The organism is Nonomuraea sp. NPDC050022 (assembly GCF_044460705.1).
In the GTDB taxonomy this organism is placed as follows: Bacteria; Actinomycetota; Actinomycetes; order Streptosporangiales; family Streptosporangiaceae; genus Nonomuraea.
This window is the reverse complement of sequence record NZ_JBITKE010000004.1, coordinates 959,714-979,484: the sequence shown is the minus strand read 5'-3', so window position 1 is coordinate 979,484 and position 19,771 is coordinate 959,714. Positions and strand designations below refer to the sequence as shown.

The 19,771-nt window shown below is 69.6% G+C and carries 21 protein-coding genes; 10 read left to right on the top strand and 11 right to left on the bottom strand.

The window, feature by feature from the left end; all coding sequences use genetic code 11:
* The 5 genes from ACIBO2_RS21430 to ACIBO2_RS21410 form a co-directional block, all read right to left on the bottom strand.
* Positions 1 to 620, bottom strand: a 620-nt coding sequence (locus tag ACIBO2_RS21430) for an endo-1,4-beta-xylanase (protein ID WP_358550380.1), incomplete at its 3' end; no start/stop codon positions are given.
* A 537-nt stretch (positions 621 to 1,157) separates the two neighbouring features.
* A complete protein-coding gene (locus tag ACIBO2_RS21425) occupies positions 1,158 to 2,384 on the bottom strand; it encodes an ABC transporter permease (RefSeq protein ID WP_358550378.1) in 1,227 nt (408 codons plus the stop codon).
* Entirely contained in the window at positions 2,381 to 3,070 is a 690-nt protein-coding gene (locus tag ACIBO2_RS21420) for an ABC transporter ATP-binding protein (protein WP_397298564.1), read from the bottom strand. Before ACIBO2_RS21420 ends, ACIBO2_RS21425 begins: the two co-directional genes overlap by 4 nt.
* The gene (locus ACIBO2_RS21415) at positions 3,067 to 4,155 is read right to left on the bottom strand and encodes a peptidoglycan-binding protein (RefSeq protein WP_358550374.1); all 1,089 of its coding nucleotides are present in this window, start codon (positions 4,153 to 4,155) and stop codon (positions 3,067 to 3,069) included. The genes ACIBO2_RS21420 and ACIBO2_RS21415 overlap by 4 nt, the downstream gene beginning before the upstream one ends.
* Positions 4,152 to 4,634 carry a hypothetical protein gene (locus tag ACIBO2_RS21410; protein ID WP_397298562.1) on the bottom strand — a complete coding sequence of 161 codons (483 nt, stop codon included), beginning with the start codon at positions 4,632 to 4,634 and terminating at the stop codon, positions 4,152 to 4,154. The genes ACIBO2_RS21415 and ACIBO2_RS21410 overlap by 4 nt, the downstream gene beginning before the upstream one ends.
* Before the next feature lie 175 nt (positions 4,635 to 4,809).
* Between ACIBO2_RS21410 and ACIBO2_RS21405 the strand changes: the two genes are divergently transcribed.
* From ACIBO2_RS21405 to ACIBO2_RS21395, 3 genes are all read left to right on the top strand, one after another.
* On the top strand, positions 4,810 to 6,327 hold the full coding sequence (locus ACIBO2_RS21405) for a trypsin-like serine protease (RefSeq protein ID WP_397298560.1): 1,518 nt from the start codon (positions 4,810 to 4,812) through the stop codon (positions 6,325 to 6,327).
* A 271-nt stretch (positions 6,328 to 6,598) separates the two neighbouring features.
* Positions 6,599 to 7,198: a DUF3887 domain-containing protein gene (locus ACIBO2_RS21400; RefSeq protein WP_397298558.1), complete on the top strand. Its 600-nt coding sequence runs from the start codon at positions 6,599 to 6,601 to the stop codon at positions 7,196 to 7,198.
* Between the two features lie 33 nt (positions 7,199 to 7,231).
* Positions 7,232 to 8,335: an alpha/beta hydrolase family protein gene (locus ACIBO2_RS21395; protein WP_397298556.1), complete on the top strand. Its 1,104-nt coding sequence runs from the start codon at positions 7,232 to 7,234 to the stop codon at positions 8,333 to 8,335.
* 44 nt (positions 8,336 to 8,379) lie between these two features.
* Here the strand turns inward: ACIBO2_RS21395 and ACIBO2_RS21390 are convergent, their stop codons facing one another.
* From ACIBO2_RS21390 to ACIBO2_RS21375, 4 genes are all read right to left on the bottom strand, one after another.
* On the bottom strand, positions 8,380 to 8,706 hold the full coding sequence (locus ACIBO2_RS21390; RefSeq protein WP_397298554.1) for an EthD domain-containing protein: 327 nt from the start codon (positions 8,704 to 8,706) through the stop codon (positions 8,380 to 8,382).
* 49 nt (positions 8,707 to 8,755) lie between these two features.
* Positions 8,756 to 10,492 carry an ATP-binding cassette domain-containing protein gene (locus ACIBO2_RS21385; protein WP_358550362.1) on the bottom strand — a complete coding sequence of 579 codons (1,737 nt, stop codon included), beginning with the start codon at positions 10,490 to 10,492 and terminating at the stop codon, positions 8,756 to 8,758.
* Positions 10,485 to 12,110 (bottom strand): ABC-F family ATP-binding cassette domain-containing protein, encoded by a 1,626-nt coding sequence (locus ACIBO2_RS21380; protein WP_397298552.1) that lies wholly within the window; start codon positions 12,108 to 12,110, stop codon positions 10,485 to 10,487. The genes ACIBO2_RS21385 and ACIBO2_RS21380 overlap by 8 nt, the downstream gene beginning before the upstream one ends.
* A gap of 280 nt (positions 12,111 to 12,390) precedes the next feature.
* Positions 12,391 to 12,942, bottom strand: coding sequence for a TetR family transcriptional regulator (locus ACIBO2_RS21375; RefSeq protein ID WP_358550358.1), 552 nt, complete (start codon positions 12,940 to 12,942; stop codon positions 12,391 to 12,393).
* A 117-nt stretch (positions 12,943 to 13,059) separates the two neighbouring features.
* Here ACIBO2_RS21375 and ACIBO2_RS21370 point away from each other — a divergent pair, with 117 nt between their 5' ends.
* Positions 13,060 to 13,938 carry an oxidoreductase gene (locus ACIBO2_RS21370; RefSeq protein WP_358550356.1) on the top strand — a complete coding sequence of 293 codons (879 nt, stop codon included), beginning with the start codon at positions 13,060 to 13,062 and terminating at the stop codon, positions 13,936 to 13,938.
* Between the two features lie 18 nt (positions 13,939 to 13,956).
* Here the strand turns inward: ACIBO2_RS21370 and ACIBO2_RS21365 are convergent, their stop codons facing one another.
* Complete coding sequence (locus ACIBO2_RS21365) at positions 13,957 to 14,292, bottom strand: helix-turn-helix domain-containing protein (protein ID WP_358550354.1); 336 nt, start codon at positions 14,290 to 14,292, stop codon at positions 13,957 to 13,959.
* Positions 14,293 to 14,514: 222 nt separating this feature from the next.
* Here ACIBO2_RS21365 and ACIBO2_RS21360 point away from each other — a divergent pair, with 222 nt between their 5' ends.
* From ACIBO2_RS21360 to ACIBO2_RS21350, 3 genes are all read left to right on the top strand, one after another.
* Positions 14,515 to 14,874, top strand: coding sequence for an STAS domain-containing protein (locus tag ACIBO2_RS21360; RefSeq protein WP_358550352.1), 360 nt, complete (start codon positions 14,515 to 14,517; stop codon positions 14,872 to 14,874).
* Positions 14,875 to 14,950: 76 nt separating this feature from the next.
* Positions 14,951 to 15,697 carry a methyltransferase domain-containing protein gene (locus ACIBO2_RS21355; RefSeq protein WP_397298548.1) on the top strand — a complete coding sequence of 249 codons (747 nt, stop codon included), beginning with the start codon at positions 14,951 to 14,953 and terminating at the stop codon, positions 15,695 to 15,697.
* 106 nt (positions 15,698 to 15,803) lie between these two features.
* Positions 15,804 to 16,844 (top strand): hypothetical protein, encoded by a 1,041-nt coding sequence (locus ACIBO2_RS21350; RefSeq protein WP_358550348.1) that lies wholly within the window; start codon positions 15,804 to 15,806, stop codon positions 16,842 to 16,844.
* A gap of 11 nt (positions 16,845 to 16,855) precedes the next feature.
* Here the strand turns inward: ACIBO2_RS21350 and ACIBO2_RS21345 are convergent, their stop codons facing one another.
* Positions 16,856 to 17,203 (bottom strand): luciferase family protein, encoded by a 348-nt coding sequence (locus tag ACIBO2_RS21345; RefSeq protein WP_358550346.1) that lies wholly within the window; start codon positions 17,201 to 17,203, stop codon positions 16,856 to 16,858.
* Positions 17,204 to 17,364: 161 nt separating this feature from the next.
* Between ACIBO2_RS21345 and ACIBO2_RS21340 the strand changes: the two genes are divergently transcribed.
* The 3 genes from ACIBO2_RS21340 to ACIBO2_RS21330 are packed head-to-tail and all read left to right on the top strand — an operon-like array spanning position 17,365 to position 19,404.
* A complete protein-coding gene (locus ACIBO2_RS21340) occupies positions 17,365 to 17,922 on the top strand; it encodes an RNA polymerase sigma factor (protein WP_358550344.1) in 558 nt (185 codons plus the stop codon).
* Complete coding sequence (locus tag ACIBO2_RS21335; RefSeq protein WP_358550342.1) at positions 17,919 to 18,623, top strand: hypothetical protein; 705 nt, start codon at positions 17,919 to 17,921, stop codon at positions 18,621 to 18,623. The genes ACIBO2_RS21340 and ACIBO2_RS21335 overlap by 4 nt, the downstream gene beginning before the upstream one ends.
* 37 nt (positions 18,624 to 18,660) lie before the next feature.
* Complete coding sequence (locus tag ACIBO2_RS21330) at positions 18,661 to 19,404, top strand: class I SAM-dependent methyltransferase (RefSeq protein ID WP_397298545.1); 744 nt, start codon at positions 18,661 to 18,663, stop codon at positions 19,402 to 19,404.
* Positions 19,405 to 19,771 lie beyond the last annotated feature (367 nt).

The following is a 19,771-nucleotide window of genomic DNA, read 5'->3' as shown; positions in this document are numbered from 1 at the left end:
AGCTTGGCGTTGGGGTCGGCGGCGCGCGCGGTGCGGAAGGCGACCTCGATCCAGTCGTTGCCGGTGCGCTGCAGGTTGGAGTCGCGCCGCCCGCCTCCGCTGTCGGCGTAGGCTTCGTTGACCACGTCCCAGGCGTAGATCTTGCCTTTGTAGTGGGCCATGACGCCGTTGATGTGGTCGATCATGGCCTGGCGCAGGCTGCCGCCCGACAGCGACTGCATCCATCCGGGTTGCTGGCCGTGCCAGGCCAGCGTGTGCCCGCGCACCCGCTTGCCGTTCTGCACGGCCCAGTTGTAGACGCGGTCGCCGTTGGCGAAGTTGAACTGGCCCCGGTTCGGCTCGGTGGCGTCGATCTTCATCTCGTTCTCGGCCGTCACCATGTTGAACTCGCGGCCGGCGATCGTGGTGTACTGCGAGTCGCCGAGCCGGCCCGCGCTGATGGCGGTGCCGAAGTATCGCCCGCTCTGCGCGGCGGCCGCGCCGAGCGTACTCGCCGCCGCTCCGGCCGGCGTGGTCGGTACGATCACCGCGGTGACCACGCCGAGTACGCCGACGGCGGCGGCGATCAGAACCCGCGGGCTCCTGAGAGGCCGCGGCGGAAGTATGGCTTTGATCCCCATGACTGGCTGCTCCAGACTGAATCACGAGAAAGCGGACACGCGGGGGTCATCCCGCACGATCGACGCCGCGTCCCGTGATCAGGGAACGCACACCACCAGGGCATCGCGAACGGCGGTCCCCACCGCGCACCACCACGAGCAGGAGGAGGCCGCCTTGGGCCACAGTCTGGAAACCATCCCGAAATGTGTCAAGGTTTTGGCGAAAGTTTCAGAGTGACGCTCTCGCCGTCACGGGCGGCGACCCCTGATAACGCCTGATGAGCCGCACGCCTGTCCGCCGCCCCGCCGTGGGCGCGAGGTGCCGTCCTTGACGTCGCCACTTCGTCTCGTATTGGCTCCGACCTGTCACCACGGCCATCTGACAGAAAAGGACCCGCGACCGAGAAGAAGACGTGTGAGCGTTAACAGCCGTCCTGGGGCCACCACCCGGCGGCCATGATGCGAGGCGGTCCGGCGGACAGACACCACGTCCCTGGAGCCGCCTCTCGGAGAGTCACCGATGAGGAGGTTCACGACGGTCTTCTGCCGCCGGTCCGATCAACCGTTCAGGGCGGCTGTCGGCGGCGTCTTCGACGCGCGGATCGCCGGATAGAGGCCGGCGACCACGCCGATCAGCATGGTCGCGCCGATGCCCCCGGCGAACACGGCGGGAGGCACCGAGATGGGCCAGCCGTTCGTCACGGCGAACACCGCGATGGCGCCGAACCCGATGACGGTCCCGGCAAGTCCGCCGAGTGCGGACAGCAGGAGGGCTTCTGCCAGGAATTGGGTACGGATGTGGCCTTGGGTGGCGCCGAGGGCTCGCCGTAGCCCGATCTCCCTGCGGCGTTCGAGTACGGAGATCACCATGGTGTTGGCGACGCCGATCCCGCCGACGAGCAGCGCGACGGAGCCCAGGCCGACCAGCAGGCCGGTGAACGCGAGATCGGCGGCGTTCTTCGCCGCCAGCGCGTCGGAGGGCCGCGAAACACGCGTGTTCTCGGGATTCTCCGGGTTCACCGTGCGCGGCAGGAGCTCGCGCACTGTTTCCACCTCCGCATCGGCCGACCGCTCGAAAATGGTGGTCGGTTTGCCGTCCCAGTCGAACCGCGCGGCGGCGTACGCCTCACCGATGAACGCGGAGGTGTCCAGTTCTGGGGCGAGAGGCAGGGGGTCGAGTATCCCGATGACCGTGAACTGGGTGTCGCCGAGCCAGATCTGGCTTCCCGGACTCACGATGCCGAGCCGATCGGCGGAGATGGCGCCGAGCACGACGGTGGGGTAGTTCGCGGTGGCCTTGGTGAGCCATGTTCCCTGGCGGAGCGTGCCGTCGAGGAGGTCCAGGACATGGAGGTCGGCGACCTGCACGATGAGGCCGCTGGACTTGTCCGCGTCGATGAGCCTGCTCCGGTACACCATGACGTCCGGCAGCGTCGCGACCGCTCCGGCGATCGAGACCCCGCGGATCAGCCCGACCTTGGCGGTGGATTCGGCGGGCAGAGTGGTGTCCTGGCCCGTGAGCGAGGTACCGGGCTGGACGGTGAGCAGGTTCGTGCCCAGCGACGCCAGCTGGGCGTCCAGCCTCGCCCGGCTTGAGGTGGAGATGCCCACGACGGCGATCATCGCCGCGATGCCGATCGCGATGCCGAGGGCGGAGAGGACGACCCGGGTGGGCCGTGATCTCAGCCCCGCTGCGCCCAACCGGTAGACATCGGAGCGGAGCAGGCGCGACCGGCGTATCTCAGCCTGGTTGCCGCAGCTCTCGGCCTGGCTGCCGCGGCTCATGCCGGTGCTCCCTGAGCGTCATCGACGACGTGGCCGTCCTGGATGGTGATCCGGCGCGTGATCCGTTCGGCGAGCCGCACATCGTGCGTGATCACGACGATGGTGGTGCCCGTGGCGTTGAGCTCGCGCAGCAGCTCCATCACGCTCGCGCCAGAGCGCTGGTCGAGGTTGCCGGTGGGCTCGTCGGCCAGCAGCAGCGTCGGATCGGACACCGTCGCACGGGCGATGGCGACGCGCTGCCGTTCGCCGCCGGACAGCTGGTGCGGCTTGTGGTCGAGGCGGTGTGCCAAGCCGACGCGGGTGAGGCTCGCCGCCGCCCGGCACCGCCGCTCGGCGCGGGGCGTACCCGTGTAGATGAGGCCGTCCGCCACGTTGTCGAGCGCGCTGAACCCGTCCGCGAGATGGAACTGCTGGAAGACGAACCCGATTCGGTACGCGCGCAGCGCCGAGAGGGCCACGTCGCTCATCGCGTCGACGTCATGGCCGTCGATGATCGTACGTCCGCTCGTGGGCCGGTCGAGGGTGCCGATGATGTTGAGCAGGCTCGACTTGCCCGAGCCGCTGGGGCCGACGATGGCGACGAATTCGCCGCGGGCGACCGACAGCGACACGTGGTCGACCGCGCGCACCGGTGGACTGCCGTGGTCGCGGACCACCTGATCGAGTTCGATGACGGAATCGGTCATAGCGTTGGGACCACGACTTTCTGCCCCGCGTCGAGTCCGTCGCCGGTCACTTCCACGGAGCCGCCGGCGAACAGTCCGGTCTTGATGGTTACCGTCCGGGTTGTTACAGAGTCGCGGACCACCTCGACGCCGTACCCGCCGTCCGGCAGAGCGATGAGGGCGGCGACGGGCACGGTCAAGACGTCTTCGCGACTGGCGGTGGGAAAGTCGATCGACACCGAGACCTCTTGGAGGGACCCGGCGTCCGCAGGGTGGTCGAGGGTGATGGTCACCGGGACGATGATCTTCTTGTCACCGCCGTCCTCCCGTTGCCTGGGAGCGCCGACCTTGGCGATGGTGCCGGTCGTCGCCTTGCCGCCGGGCAGGTTCACGGTCACCTTGCCGCGTACCTTGGCCACGGCCTGGTTCGCGGTCTTGAGCTCGGCGGTGACGATCTTCGTGAGCCCCGACAGTTTCGCGACGGCGGTACCCGCCGCGACCTGGTCGCCGAGCTGTGCCACGGTCTCCGCGACGCGCACTTCGTGTGGGGCGAAGACGATCTGCCCGCGCTTGATCGACCCGGTCCGCCTCACGCCGATGGCGTCCTGCCAGTGCTGGATCGCGACCTTCGTGTACCAGTCGAAATGGGCGTCGGGGCGCCCGGTGAAGTGGCCCAGGGTTTTGAGGTTCCGCTCCAGTTGCCGTACGTCCGGACCGTCGCTCATGCCGCTCTCGAAGGCCCGCCACGCGGGGAGCCGGCCGCGCAGCAGCACCACTGGCTGGTTGTCGATCGAGTGCAGCACACCGCCGGGCCGCACCTTGCGGCCTTCGCGCGGCAGGCGGGTGATGGTGCCGGCGCGGCCGGCGTCGAGCCGGCTCGGCGCGCCGTAACTCAGCGATCCGGGCGAGGTGATGGTCTCTCGGAGCGTCCTGCGTTCCACGAGAGCGGTGTTCGCCACATGCTTCCGGTCGGGCTCCTCGGCAGCGCCGTCCCCGGACCGGATCACCGTCAAGGTCGCGACCGCGCCGAGCGCGATGGCAGCCAGGGATGCGATCGCCAGCCCCCACCTGCGGCCCGGGGCGCGCTCTGGCTTTCCGGACGTCATTTGCGGTAGCACTCCGTCAAGCCGTCCTGCGAGACGCCTTCAGGCACCTCGACCTGTGCGGCCTGCCCTGGAGCGGGGTCTTTGACCTTGTACCCGTGATCGCGGAGGCACTGGAGGGTCCTGAGCTCCTTCTCCTTCGCTTCTTTGTCGGACATCTTGGGCTGGTCGTCAGAGGCCGTGGGCGGCTTGCCGATCTTCTTGATGCAGGCGTCCCTCGCCACCTCGTACGCGTCCTGCCGGTCGCCGAAGTCGATCTTTCCGGCCTCCTTCGGAAGCACGAAGCCCTTGTCACTCAGGCACGACCGGAACTTGACCTCCCATTCGGTGTACTTCTGGTCGGCCGTACCGGCGGAAGCCGACGAGTTGTTCGGCGGCCCGCTCGACCCGTTGGCGTTGCCGCAACCGGCCAGCAGGCCCGCGAGGCAGGCGAAGGCCGCGAATGCGACGCGAGTACGAGGGAGGTGAAGTGTGTTGGGCATGGTTGGCCACCCTGCGCGGTGCGGATGTCCGCGCTGCCGCGGTCGCGTATCGGCGACCGCTCGGCTACGTATCGACTCTGTGTCAGCCCTCTGATACATCCTCAATACGCTTCTAAGCGCCCGCGGATACGTGACCGCCGCCGCATGGACACCTGTACCGCGCAGGGTGTGGCAAATGCGAAGTCGTCTTCTTCTTGTCGTTCCCGTGGCGCTGGCCGCGCTGGCGGCGACCGCGACCCCGTCGTTCGCTCTGCGCGGCGGCGTCGAGTCGGTACGGCCGTACTCGTTCATGGGCTCGCTACAGCGTGCCGAATCCCCGCGCGCGGACGGCCACGTCTGCGGAGTCACGCTGATCGCGCCGCGGTGGGTGGTCACCGCGAGCCACTGCTCCCGCACCCCCAATCAGGCTCCGGTCGGCACCCCTCGGGGCTGGCGGGTGCGCATCGGCTCCCTGAGCGTGACCTCCGGCGGTGAACTGGCCGAGGTCGACAAGTTCTATCGGTACTCCACCGAGGTCTACGGCAAGGATGTCGCGCTGCTGCACCTGCGTACCCCGGTTCGGGCGAAGCCGGCGCGGATCGCGCCGGTCACGCCGGCCGACCGAACCGCGACCCGCATCATCGGCTGGGGCGTGACCTGTGACGAGCGCGCGCCGAAGTGCTATCCGGACCGCCTGCGCGAGGCCGACACCGTGGTGCGGCCGGACTCGGCATGTGAAGTGAGCGGTATCACCGCGAAGCGTGAGCTGTGTGTGGGCAGCCTGGACGGAAGCATCTCGGCCACCAACATGGATTCCGGTGGCCCGGCACTGGTCCGCCGCGGTGGCAGCTGGCTGCTGGCCGGGGCGGTCAGCGGCAGCAACAGCAATGACACACCGACTGTGTACAGCGATGTGTCGGTGTATCGGAAGTGGATCCGGGGCATCGTCACGGGCAGCGCGGTTCCGCCGGAACCGCACATGCCGTCGCTAGAGGGTGCCGCGCAGTTCGGTGACTGTTCCGGCGCCGTGGTCCGCACCGGGAGCGACCGGGCGGAGGATCCGGCCCTGCTCCTCACCAACGGCCACTGCGTCCAGGGCACCCGCCCCGCGCCGGGGTCGGCGCTGGTCGATCAGCCGGCCGCCCAGCCGGTCACGATCACCGACCGCGAGGGCTACCCCAAGGTCGAGGCCAGGACGACCCGGCTGGTGTACGCCACCATGACCGGCACCGACGTCGCCCTGTACCGCCTGGACCGGACCTACGCGGAGCTGGCCGCCGCCGACGCCAAGGTCTTCGACCTCGCCACGACCCCGGCCGCGGCCGGCGACCGGGTGGACCTGTTGTCCGGCAACTGGGGCCGCCGCTGGAGCTGCGCGGTGAAGGCCGTGGTGCCCGGGCTGCGTGAGGGCGGATACGAGCAGGAGAACGCGCTCACGTACACCAGCGCCTGCGAACCGGGGCACGGCGCCTCGGGGTCACCGCTGATCGCCCCGGACGGGCAGACCGTGGTCGGGCTGCACAGCACGAGCAACGACGACGGGAAGAGTTGCACGGAGAACAATCCGTGTGAAGTGGACGCGGCCGGCCACGTGACGGTGCGCAAGGGCGCCCATTACGGGCAGCAGGTCGCGGCCGTACCCGCTTGCCTGGCGCCCGGCTCAGTGCTGGACCTGTCCCTCCCGGGCTGCACACTGCCCCGCCCAGCCGCCTGACGGCGTCGGCTCTGGTTTTTTCGTGCCGTCCGGGAGTATTATTACGTGCCATAGAAACAGCACGATATTAAGGAGCATCGGCGTGCTGGAACCGCATGGCACCGAGGTCTGCCGGCATTGCGGCAGACCTCTACCTTCCAGGGCAGGACGTGGACGCAAGCAGGAATACTGCGACTCCACCTGCCGTAGCGCCGCCCGACGCATCCGCGACCGTACCAAGAATGTAAATGAGAGCTTGACATTCTCATCTCGTAAAGCAAATATTGACGACGTGACGGAAGCGGCGGCGCCGACCGACCTGGCGGACACAGCCCGGAGGCTGGTGGAGCGACTGAGCGCTCCGGATGCGTCCCCGCTGGACGCGGTGGTCGCCACCCGGGATCTCGCGCGGGCCGTCGACCAGGCCATGCGGGCTGCGGTCGACAGAGCACGCGCGATGGGACACACCTGGCAGGAGATCGGCGACGTGCTCGGCTCCAGCCGGCAGGCGGCGTTCCAGCGGTTCGGCCGCCCACTCGACCCAAGGACAGGAACACCCATGATCGACAAGATTCTGCCCGGCGCCGCCGACCGCGCTGCCGCCCTGGTCGCGGACCTGACCGACGGCCGCTGGGAGGAAGTACGCCGCGACTTCGACGAGACGGTCGCCGCCGGCCTGAGCGCGGACCAACTGGCCGCGACCTGGGCGCAGGCGGTCGGCATGGTCGGCGCGTACGAAGGCATGGGCGAGCCGGTGCCCCACCAGGCGGGCGACCACACCATCGTGGACATCCCGCTGTCCTTCGAGGCGGGCGACCTGACCGCCCGCGTCGCCTACGACGGGGACGGCAAGGTCGCCGGACTTTTCCTTCGGCGTCCCGACACTCCGTAAACCACTCGGATCAAAGAGATGAAGGACCCTGCGATGTTCTTAAGTGAGTTCGTTCGCGCCCCGCGTCTGGGCGCCGGTCTGTGCGCGCTCGCCCTTCTGGTGAGCGGGTGCGGGAGCGGGTCGGCCACCCGGATAACCGCCTCCCCCGCGGCCGCCACTTCCCGTACGGCCCCCGCCTGGGTCGAGGAGGAGGTGAGCTTCCGGGTGGACGGGATGACCGTTTACGGCACCTGGCGCCATCCGGCCCGTCCGCGCGCGAAGGTCCCGGCGGCTCTGATCATCGCGGGCAGTGGTCCAACCGACCGCGACGGCAACAGCACCGGGCTCAGCGGGATGGACACGAACAAGACGCTAGCCGGACTGCTGTCCGCCGACGGCATGGCGAGCCTGCGCTACGACAAGCTCGGAAGTGGCAAGACCGGCCTCGGACCGTACGCGTCCAAGATCGCCGACATCGGCATCGCCCCGTTCGAGCACGAGGCCACGGCGGCGCTGAACTTCCTGGCCGGGCGGCCCGGGACCGACAAGCGGCGGCTCACGGTCATCGGGCACAGCGAGGGCGCTCTGTTCGCCCTCCTGCTCGCCACGAAATCGAGATCGAAGACGCACGTCCACAGCCTCGGCCTGCTCGAACCGCTGAGCCGCCGATACCTCGACATCCTCAGCGGTCAGATCACCACCCAGATCAAGGCCCAGCAGGAGGCAGGGACGATCACCGCCGCCCAGGCGGCCGAGGTCGAGGACGCCCTGGCCAGGGCTGTCGCGTCGCTGCGTGCCAACGGAACGGTCGCGGCGAACCTGCCCGGCGGATTGTCGAACGTGTTCTCCCCGGCGAACGCGAAGTTCCTGTCGGAGATCGACCGCGAGGACCCGGCCAAAGTGGCGGCCCGGCTCAAGGCGCGCACCCCGGTGCTGCTGAGTTGCAGCGATGCGGACATCCAGGTGAGCTGCGACGACGTCGAGCACCTGGCCGCCGGGCTGGCGAAGGCCCCCGCCGCCACCGAATTCGTCCGCCTGACCGGGATCAACCACGTACTCAAGGAGGACCCCAGCCGGACCGCGGCCCACTACACAGAACCCCTGCCGTTCTCGTCCCAGCTCAAGCAGGCGCTCGCCGCGTTCGTCCGGGCTTCCTGATGGACCGTGTCGTCCTTCAGAGGTCTGGAAGTCGATAGGACCCATCAGGGCCGTTCCTCGACGGTCCATGATCGGGTCCGGGAGCGGTCGAGGAAACGAGCCTCGTCCTCGGCGACGCCCGAGTCCGCAGCGAGCACGAGGGCGAGCCAGGTACGGCGGGCGGACTCGTCGGCGAACTTCATGTGTGTCATCACATCGAAGTCAGCGGGGAAGCCGCGTTGGTCGGCCTCCGGCAGGTAGTTGCGAACGTAGTAGTCGGGTGGCGGGGCGAGGCTGAGAATGAGGGGGACGTGATGGTTCTCGTAGTAGTCGATGAACTCGTTTCGGCTGAGCCCGTCACGGGCCTTGAGCAGGGCGATGGTGGTGATCACGAGGTTAGGTCCTTCGGTGGTCTGTGGCTCGTTACCCGAGGCTGCCCGTTCATGGCAGCCGAATGTGGTGCCCCTGCCAGCGGGCACGCAGCCAGCGATCGTGGCTGGCGATCACGATCGCGCCGGGGCCGTCGGCGCCCAGGGCCTCTTCCAGCTCGTCGGAGAGGCGGGGTGAAAGGTGGTTGGTGGGCTCGTCGAGCAGGAGTACGTCGGGTGGGTCGGCCACCAGCAGCGCCAGCGCGAGCCGGCGGCGCTGGCCGACGGACAGCTCCCTCACTCGCAGGTTCGCGTCGCGGGGGCTGAGCAGGCCGAGCGAACGCAACGGCACGGATTCGGCGCGCTCCTGACCGAGTGCCCATTCGTACGTCTCCCGTACCGTCCTGTCCGGCCGCTCGAAGACGGTGTCCTGGGCCAGTAGCGCGACGGTCAGGCCGGGCCGCCGCCGTACCTTGCCCTCCGCGTCCAGCCGGCCGGCCAGCACGGCCAGGAGCGTCGACTTGCCCACTCCGTTGGCCCCCGTGACCAGTAGGCGTTCCCCGAGCGACACGTCGAGGTGGTCGATCGAGAGCCGTCCCGGCACCCGCACATCCCGCAGTGACAGCAGTGGCGGTGGTGGCGGTAGTGGCGGCGAGGCGTTGTCGTGGGGATCGCGGGATTCGGCGAAATTCGTGGCGACGTAAGCGGCCTCCGCAGCGCGGGCGGACTCCGCGGCTCCCACGGCGTGAGCCGCCCCCTCGGCCTCTGCCACCTTCGCGGCGTCCGTGACCAGGGTGCGGGGGCTGAAGCGGAGTGGGGGCGGTGGGGCGGGGACCTGGTCGCGCTCCAGCTGGGCGAGTCGGCGGGCGGCATTGCGCACCCGCCGCGCGATCTGGTGCTGCACCCGGCCCCCGGAGTGCCCGTACCCCATCTTGTCGTTGTCGCGCATCGGCCGGTCGTGCGCCACCCGCCGTGCTGTCACGGCGACGGCCGCGCGCAGCTCGCCGAGTTCCGCCTGCTCCTCCGCGTGCCGGCGCTCCCAGCGCGCTCGTTCCGCGCGCTTCTCGGCCAGGTACGCGCTGTACCCGCCCCCGTACCGAACGGGTCCGTCCACCGCCGGGTCGAGATCGACCAGATCGGTGCAGACCGCGTCCAGGAACGCCCGGTCGTGGCTGGCCACGACCACGACGCCGGTCATGCCGCGCAGCTGCTCCTCCACGAACACCGCCGCGTCGTCGTCCAGGTGGTTGGTGGGCTCGTCGAGCAGCAGCGCCGCGGGGCGTCTGATGAGCAGCGCCGCCAGGGCCAGCCGCGCGCGCTGCCCTCCTGACAGGGACGTGAGCGTACGGGAGTGCGGCACACCGCCGAGGCCGAGCCGGTCGAGGACGATCTCGGCGCGCCGGTCGGCGTCCCAGGACTCGCGCTCCTGAGTCTGCTCCAGCCGTTCCCCGTACTCGCCGAGCAGGGCGGCGTCGTCCGGAGCGGCGGCGAGCACGCGGGCGAGCCGATCCAGCTCGGCCAGGTCCGCGCGCGCCTCGCGCAGGGCGTCGTCGAGCGCGTCGGCGATGGTGGCCCGGCCGTCGAAGGGCAGCTCCTGGAGCAGGAAGCCGAGGTCTGCGGGGCGTACGACGGCGCCGGAGTCGGGCCGGTCGACCCCGGCCAGCAACCGCAGGAACGTCGTCTTGCCCGCGCCGTTCTCGCCGATCAGGCCGATCCTGGCGCCGGGCGCGGCGGTGAGCGAGACGCCGGCGAGCACGCGCCGCGTGCCCAGCGTCCGTACGAGATCGCGGGCGAGCAGCGCGTCACTCACCGGCGGGACCCCCGGTCTCCAGGAGACGGCCGTCCGACAGCTCCAGCCACCGTTGTACGCCGATCTCGGTGAGGAAACGTTCGTCGTGGCTGACCACCACGAACGCTCCCTGGTACGCGATGAGCGCGCCCTCCAGCTGCGCCACGCTGACCAGGTCGAGGTTGTTCGTCGGCTCGTCGAGCAGCAGGAGCTGAGGCGCGGGCTCGGCGTACAACACGCAGGCCAGGGTGGCCCGCAGCCGTTCGCCGCCGGACAGCGCCGCCACCGGCAGGTGCGCCCGCGCGCCGCGGAACAGGAAGCGGGCCAGCAGGTTCATCCGCTCCGCCGCCGCCATGCCGGGGGCGAAGGCGGCCAGGTTCTCCGCCACGGTGCGCTCGACGTCGAACAGGTCGAGTCGCTGCGACAAGTAGGCGACCCGCCCATCCGCCCGCCTGGTCGTGCCGCCGTCCGGCTCCAGCTCGCCGCTGATCAGGCGCAGCAGGGTGGACTTGCCCGCACCGTTGGGACCGCTCAGCGCGATGCGCTCGGGGCCGCGTACGGTCAGGTCGACGCCCGGCTCGGCGAACAGGCCGCGAGTCCGCAGGTGTTCGCCGAGGAAGACCGTGCGGCCGGCGGGTACGTTCGTCCCCGGCAGCTCCAGCGCGATCCTCTGGTCGTCGCGCAGCGCCCACCCGGCCTCGTCGAGCCGGGCCTGGGCGTCGCTGACCCGGGAGGCGTGCATCTGACCCGCCCGGCCGGCCGACTCCTGGGCGCCGCGTTTCATGTTCCCGGCGAAGATGCGCGGCAGCCCGGCGTTCTTGAGGTTGCGGGCGGCGTTGCCCGCCCGGCGCTCGGCCCGCTCGCGAGCCTGCTGCATCTCCCGCTTCTCGCGCTTGAGGTCCTGCTCGGCGCTGCGCACGTTCCGTTCGGCGGCTTCCCGCTCGGCGCGTACGGCCTCCTCGTACGCGGTGAAGTCGCCGCCGTAGAAGCGGACCTCGCCCCGGTCGAGCTCGGCGATGCGGTCCATGCGGTCGAGCAGGGCCCGGTCGTGGCTGACCACGAGCAGGCAGCCGGTCCACTCGCCGAGTACGTCGTACAGCCTGCGGCGCGCGCCGAGGTCGAGGTTGTTCGTCGGCTCGTCGAGCAGGAGCACTTCGGGACTTCTGAGCAGCTGCGCGGTCAGGCCGAGCGAAACGACCTGGCCACCGCTGAGCGTGCCCAGGCGCCGGTCGAAGCCGATGTCCGCGAGGCCGAGCCGGTCGAGCTGGGCACGGGTGCGCTCCTCGATGTCCCAGTCGTTGCCGATCGTGGTGAAGTGCTCCTCGCTCGGGTCGCCCGACTCGATGGCGTCAAGCGCGGCGATCACCGGGGCGATGCCGAGCACCTCCGCCACGGTCGGCTCACCGACGAGGGGCAGGTTCTGCGGCAGGTAGCCGAGCACCCCCTCGACGGCGACGCCGCCGCCCGAGGGCCGCAGCTCGCCGGCGATCAGCTTGAGCAGCGTGCTCTTGCCCGCGCCGTTCGGGGCGACGAGGCCGGTACGGCCGCCGCCCACGGTGAAGGACAGGTCGTTGAAGACGGGGGTGTCGTCAGGCCAGGAGAAGGACAGGCCGGAACAGATGATGAACGCATCGGACATGCGACAGACCTCGATAAGAGACCCGGGCGCGCGCGAATGGGGCCCGGCAAGGGAACAGGTTTGGGGGTACGACGACGAGGGCCACGTCGGCGGCGGTCATGCGCGCCTGCCGGGGCCGGTCAACCTCCGGTATCACCCGGAGATGTCGTCGTCACCTGCCATGTCTGGTCTCCTAAGGTCTGAACACGAGCGTCTATCACCGTAGCAGCCGTCGGGGTCAGGGCGCGTCGGCCGTCTGCGACTTCTTCTTGCGCGCCCGGTAAGCAGCCGCCGCGCCGGATCAGTGGGCCTGGGGGGTGCCGACGCCGCGCAGCAGGGTGTCGACCACGACGTCGGCGGCCTGTGCGGCGCTCAGCTCGGGCAGGTTCGCGGCGGCGTGTTCCATCAGCGGCGGCAGGACCGTGGCCACCCAGCCGCGCGGCAGGTCGGAGCGCAGCAGGCCCTCGTCGGTGGCGCGCCGCAGGAAGGCGTCGACCTCGTCGATCAGACTGCGGCGGCGCTCACGGATCGCCACCTCGCGGAGCATGAGGCTCGTTTCCACGGGCCATTTGCGGTTGACGGCGATGATGCCCTCGACGTAGCGATGCAGCGCGACCGCGACCGGGGCCTCGCGCAGTCTGGCAGCCTCGATGGCCTGCTCGACCGCGTCGTAGCGGGCTCCGTAGACGGCGGCCATGAGGTCTTCGCGGGAGGCGAAGCGGCGATAGACGGTGCGGCGGTCCACCCCCGCCTCGGCAGCGATGGCGGCGATGGTCGCTGAGGGGTCGTCTGCGAGCATGCGGGCGCCCGTGCTCAGCACGCGTTCCAGGTTGCGTGTCGCGTCTGCTCTCACCTGCCCAACATACCCCCCTCGCGTAGCACATGGCATAGCTTTACGTCACATTTATGCGGAGATTAAGTCAGTAAGTGCTACATTGATGTGACAGCTAATCGATCAAAGGAACCACCCATGGCCAAGACATGGCTCATCACTGGCGCCTCACGCGGTCTCGGACGCCGCCTCACCGAAGCCGTCCTCGAAGCGGGCGACCAGGTCATCGCCACCGCACGCAGCCCCAAGCAACTCGACGACCTGGTGGCCCGCCACGGCGACCGGGTACGAGCGATCGCACTCGACGTCACCGACGCCGCCGCGGCCTCCCGAGCGGTCAAGGAGGCCACCGACGCCTTCGGCAGCCTCGACGTGGTCGTCAACAACGCCGGCTACGGCAACAGCGCACCGATCGAAGAGATGGCCGAAGACGACTTCCGCGCCCAGATCGAGACCAACCTCTTCGGCGTCGTGAACGTCACCCGGGCCGCCCTGCCCGTCCTGCGCACCCAAGGATCAGGAGTCTTCGTCCAGTTCTCCTCCGTCGGAGGACGTGTCGGCGGCACCCCCGGAATGGGCGCCTATCAGACCGCGAAGTTCGCCGTCGAAGGCTTCTCCGAAGTCCTCGCCAACGAAGTCGCGCCCTTCGGCATCAAGGTCATCATCGTCGAGCCAGGCGCGTTCCGCACCGACTGGCAGGGCTCCTCCATGGAGATCCACCCCGTCGGCCCCGACTACGAGCAGACCGTGGGGGCCATCCACCGCTTTCGACGCGACACCGACGGCACCCAGCCCGGCGACCCCGCCCGCGCCGCCAAGATCATTATCGACGTGGTCCGGGACGACGACCCACCTCGACGGCTCCTCCTCGGCAGCGACGCCGTCGCCTCCGTCCAGAAGGCCGCCGAGATCCGCGCCGCCGAAACCGAGAAATGGGCCGATGTCAGCCGCTCGGCCGACTACCCCGCCAACGTCAGCCGCTCAGCCGACTACCCTGCCGACGCCGACGAACGCTAGCCACCAGAAACCCGTGCGTCACTCGTGTGGTTGTGGAGTGGTGGGGCGGTCGAGCAGGTCGTGCTGGGTGAACGTGTCGATCAGCAGCCGGATCGGCAGACCGGCCTCGGTCGGGTAGCGGAAGTGCTCGTCGAGGTTGAGGCTGTAGTGGTTGCGGCGGCCGACTCGGTCGCGGGAAAGGTAGCCGGCCTGGTGCAGGTCGGTCACGATGCCTTGCACGGCGCGTTCGGTGATGCCGATGCCGGCGGCGATGTCGCGCATCCGCGCCTGTGGGTCGCGGGCGATCTCCAGCAGGACGCGGGCGTGGTGGGTCAGGAACGTCCAAGTGGACGAACGGTCGTCGGATGCGCTCACGGTCTTCACCTTCTCCGCCCCCGGCGGTTAACAGCGGCTGCGGGGCGGACTGTACCCTCTCTTCCCAGAAGATCCTATGGGGAAAAGTCTTTCCGGTATCGGTCTTCGGGATTACAGTGCGGATGCAAGGAAGGAATCGCGCCCGTACTCGGCCAGCCCTGAGAGGACGTCATGACTGTCGCGCCGCCGTCGGCGGCCTGCTGAGCAGGCCGTAGAACCGCCATGCCCCCTTTGAGCCTGGACAGCCAGCGCCTGATCAGCGGCGTGCTGATCACCGTGACCGGCGAGGTGGACACCACCAACGCCGCCCAATTGGAGACCTACCTCAGCGGGCAGCTCCGGCCCGGCGAGCCGCTGCTGCTCGACCTGGACGGGCTGACCTTCCTCGACAGCATGGGCCTGCACCTGCTGATACGCCTTAACGCGGCCCTGAGCGAACAGGGTGCCGCACTCCATCTGGCGGCCGTACGCGGCGCACCCGCCCGCATCCTTGAAATCACCGGCCTGTCATCGGCCCTGAACATCCACACCACCGCGGAGCAGGCCATCACCAGCATCCTGGCCGAGCAGGCCCAGCCGTAGGAGCCGGTCCAGCACTCATCCGCTGCTCATGCTGGTACTTGACTTCATGTCGACATTAAGTCGCATGCTTGCCCGCATGTCTTCCGAACAACAGGAATCACTCATCCGGCTGCTGGATGTCGCCGACGCCCTGCCGGACGCTGTCAGGTTGCGCGCAGGGTCGTACGAACTGCTCGATCTTCCGTACGGATCGGCCGTGGTGGATGTCGGGTGCGGCGCCGGGCGGGCGGTCGGTGAGCTGGCCGAGCGTGGCGTACGGGCCATCGGCGTGGACGTCAGCGAGCAGATGCTCACGGCGGCCCGCGACAGGTGGCCGGGCGCCGACTTCAGGCTGGGCGACGCCTGCGATCTGCCCGTCGCCGACGGGGGTGTGGCGGGGTACCGGGCCGAGAAGGTCTTCCACGAGCTCGCCGACCCGGGCAAGGCGCTGGCGGAGGCGCGGCGGGTCCTGTCCCCCGGCGGGCGGATCGTGCTGATCGGGCAGGACTGGGACACCTTCGTCATCGACTCCGACGACCCAGCGCTCACGCGGACCATCGTCCACGCGCGCGCCGACCAGGTGACCAACCCCCGGGCCGCGCGTTCCTACCGCAACCTGCTGCTCGACGCCGGGTTCGAGGACGTCGCGTTGGAGGTGCGCACGGGCGTCTTCACCGACGCGATGCTGCTGCCCATGCTCACCGGGCTCGCGGGGGCCGCCCGTACGGCCGGAGCCATCACTCCCGCGAAGGAGGCGTCCTGGGTGGCCGAGCAGACGGCGCGCGCTCAGGCGGGGCGGATGTTCCTGGCGCTGCCGCTCTTCGTCGCCTCGGCGAAGCGGTAGCCTCAGGCCGGTTCTGCTGCGCCGCTTCGTTCGTCTGGGGGACGGTCTATGTTCACAAATAAGCCCAGACCACCCCATAAATTCCGATTCCATGGCATTTAACGACATGTCCGCTAGCAGCCTGTCCCGGCGGGCTCTGCTCACCGGCGCGCTGTCCGGGGTCGGGCTCACCGTGCTCGGCGGTACGGCCGCCCGGGCGGCGACGGCTCGGCCGACGGGGCCCCGGGTACTGATCGCCACGAACGAGCCGTGGGGCACCTATCACGCGGCTCCGCTGCTGCCCGAGGCGCGGCGTCTGGGGTGGGAGGTGGTGCAGCTGGTGCCCGACCGATCAGGGATCAAGCCGGGCGATCCGGTCCCGGTCGCGACACCTGACGAGATCCCGCAGGCCGACCTGCTCGTGGTGACCGGCGCCGGGGATTGGCCCGCCGACTGCGCCGCGCGGCTGCGCCCCCTGCCACTGGTCGCCAGTTCGCTGGCCTACCAACTGCCGGTGGAGGCGCCGCGGGCCAAGGAGTTCCGCGAGCGGCTGCGGGCGATCACCGCGTCGTCGCCCGCCGAGGCGAAGGTGTACGACGACTACCTGGGCGTGCGCCGCCCGATCACGGTCGTGGGTACACCGCAGACCGACGACCTGCCCAAACACCACCCGGAGGAGGGCACCGTACTGGTGCTCACCAGCGTGACCAAGTCCAGCGGCACCGGCGGCTCGGCCCCCGGCACCGAGCTGCTGCTCGCCGCGGCGGAACGCCTCGCGGCGGCCGGCAAGCACATCCTGGTCGGGCTGCACCCGCGCGAGGACCGCTCGCTGTGGGAACGGTACGAGATCAGCTCGGTCCCCTCGGTCCAGGCGGCGGCGCGGGCCGAGGCCGCCATCGGCATACCGGGGACCGTGTTTCCGGTGGTCGCCGCGGTGGGTGTTCCGCTGGTGGGCTGTACGGATCCGCGCCTGCAGATCCCCGATTACCTGCTGAGCGTCTGTACGCACACGATCACCAACGCGGACGACGCGGTGACCGCCGTGGAGACTGCCGAGCCGGTCTCGTCGAAGGTGCTCTATGAGGCGGTCGGGCCGGTGGGTGGCTCGGCCAGGCGGCTGTTCAAGGTGTGGCGGAAGGCCGGTCTCCGGGTCCACGCGGCAGCCTGACGCCGACTGGTTTATGAGGCGTGTGCCTTGATCGCCACGCTGGTCAGGGCGAGCAGCAGTTCGAGGTCGGGTTCGGCGTCTACCTCCACGGCCACCCAGGCGCGATCGGCGCAGGGGTGCACCTGGCCGCAGACACGCAGGTGCGGTTCGAGCCGGTCGATCGCCGCCGCCGTCAGACGCAGGTGCACCTCGTCCCGGCCGGACGGGCGCAGGATCTCGGTGCCCCGCACCGCGAAGGCCACGCCGCGCCGGGTATCGCTGACCGCCAGAGCCGGCCAGGAGCGCAGCTCGGCCATCGCCCGGGCCACATAGGGCCCGTGACGCAGACTCGCCCGTCGCCAGACGGAGATCCCTGCCACAACCTCAATGCTGCTCTACTGCACACCGCATCGCCATGCCGCGTTCTTCAACCGTTATCTGTTATTCAGCCGCAAGGGGTCCCCGGGCACAGGTGGAAACACTTGCGGAGGTGCCGGACACCTAGTGAGGTGTTCCGGCATTCTTCGGTAAGGAGACACCCGTGCAGGATCAACGCGTGCCACCCGACACGCGAGATCGTTTCGAGGCGCTCTATCTCGCCTGTTATCCGGCCGTACATCGCTATGCGATCCGTCGTACCGATTCGGTGGACGACGTCGCCGATGTGATCGCGGAGACCTTCCTCGCCGCGTGGCGGCGGCTGGATGACGTACCCGAGGGCGATGCCGCCGTGCTCTGGCTGTACGGCGCGGCCCGGCGGGTCCTGGCCAATCACCGGCGCGGCGAGTCGCGCCGCACCGCGCTCGCGTCGCGGCTCCGTGGCGAACTGGCCGTCGGACAGGGGCAGACGGCCGCTGACCCACGGACCGAGGCCGTACGCACCGCTTTCGCCGCCCTGAACGCGGCCGACCGGGACGTGCTCGCCCTGGCTTGCTGGGAGGAGCTGACCGGCCCGCAGATCGCCAAGGTGCTGGGCTGCAGCAGCACCGCCGCCCGGCTCCGGCTGCATAAGGCCCGCAAACGACTGGCTCGGCTGCTCGACACGACCACGACGGATGAGGTCACCGTGATGACCGCGCTGAGGGGAGAGACCCGATGAACAAGATCGACCGCATGGTGTCCGCCATCGATCCGGCCGCCGAGTACGCCAAGCCCTCCATGGGCCAGGGCGTCCAGGACCTCCTCGCGGAGATCGTGGCGACCTCGCCCGCCCGCCGTCGGCCCTCCTGGCAGCCGTTGCGTCGTCCCGTGCTGGCGGGGTTGGCCGTCGCGGGCATCGCCGCGGCCGCGCTGGTGGCCGTGCCGTTGGTCTCAGGGGCGCCGAGTGCGGCGTACGCGGTGGTGAAGAACGCCGACGGCACCGTTCAGGTGACGGTCAAGGAGTTCCGGGACCCCGACGGGCTGGAGGCCAAGCTCAAGAGCGCGGGGATCGTGGCCGACGTGACATTCACGGAAGCGGACAAGCAGTGCGCCCGTGGGCGTTTCGTCGGCGCGGACCTGGCCTACGACCCGCCGAGCACCAAGAACATGACCGAGCAGCAGCGCAAGGAGTTCGACAAGCCGGACAACTGGCGCTCCCGAGACGTCGCCGCGCCGATCAACAAGGACACCTTCGTGATCTCCCCACGTTTCATGCGCCCGGAGGAGACGCTCGTCCTGGAGTTCCGACCGGGTAACTACGCCGGAATGGACTGGGCGTTCCTCCCCTATCTGGCCAAGGCCGGCAGCCCGGTCGCGCCCTGTCAGCTCGTGAAGGCGGACTCCGTTGAGGAGCTCGCCAAGAAGATGGCCGGAAACTGAGTACAGCCGACCACGCTCTGCGGCATACCGTGGCCTGATGGCTGACGATATGTTCGAAAAGGAGCGGCTGGCCGCGATCTATGACGCGCTCGAACCCGACCGTGGTGATCTGGACGCGTATGTGGCCATCGCCGATGACCTCGGTGCCCGTACCCTGCTGGACGTGGGGTGCGGGACGGGGACATTCGCGCTGCTCCTGGCCGGTCGCGGCGTCGACGTCATAGGCGTCGACCCGGCCCGCGCGTCGCTCGACGTCGCGCGGGCCAAGCCGAACGGCGACCGGGTGCGCTGGCTCCATGGTGACGCGACGACGCTTCCCCCGATGCAGGTCGATCTGGCCACCATGACGGGAAATGTCGCCCAAGCGATCATGGACCCGCGCGATTGGGAGGGGACGTTACATGGGGTCTACGACGCGTTGCGGCCCGGTGGACATCTCGTGTTCGAGACCCGGGATCCGGCGAAACGCGCCTGGGAGGGGTGGGATCGCGCGGCGACGCACAAGGTCACCGAGATTCAGGGCGTCGGCGCGGTGGAGAGCTGGTGCGACGTGCTCGACGTCAGCGGGCCGCTGGTGACCTTCCGCGGGACGCACGTCTTCGGCTCGGACGGGCAGGTGCTGACCTCGCACTCGACGCTGCGCTTCCGCGAGCGTGACGAGGTCGAGGCGGCGCTGGTCGCCCATGGATACACCGTGGCGGAAGTGCGTGGTGCGCCCGACCGGCCCGGCCTGGAGTTCGTGTTCTTCGCCCGGCGGCCCCCGGTGGTCAGTGTTCTTTGAACAGGGTCCTGCACAGCCGTTCCCTGAGTCCCTGCAGCCGGACGCAAGCCGAGCGGTGCTCGACCCTCACATGATGGCGGGTCTTCGCGGTCTTGACGCGATGTTTCCGCTCGACAGCACGATGGGCAGCCTTCCGAACGGTCCGATGAGCGACCCGATGAGCAGCCGGACGGGCAACTGGGCGGGCAGCTGGAGGGGCAGCGGGCTTCGGCGCCGCGTTGACCTGTTCAGGCGCTGACGGCGCGGCCTCACCAGTCGTGACCGACATGGCCGCCACCCGTGGCCGCAGCGACGACTGCCGCTCCTGTACGGTCCGGCCCACCGAGTATCCGAGCCCGCTGCCGAAGCCCATGGCGCCGGCGAGCGC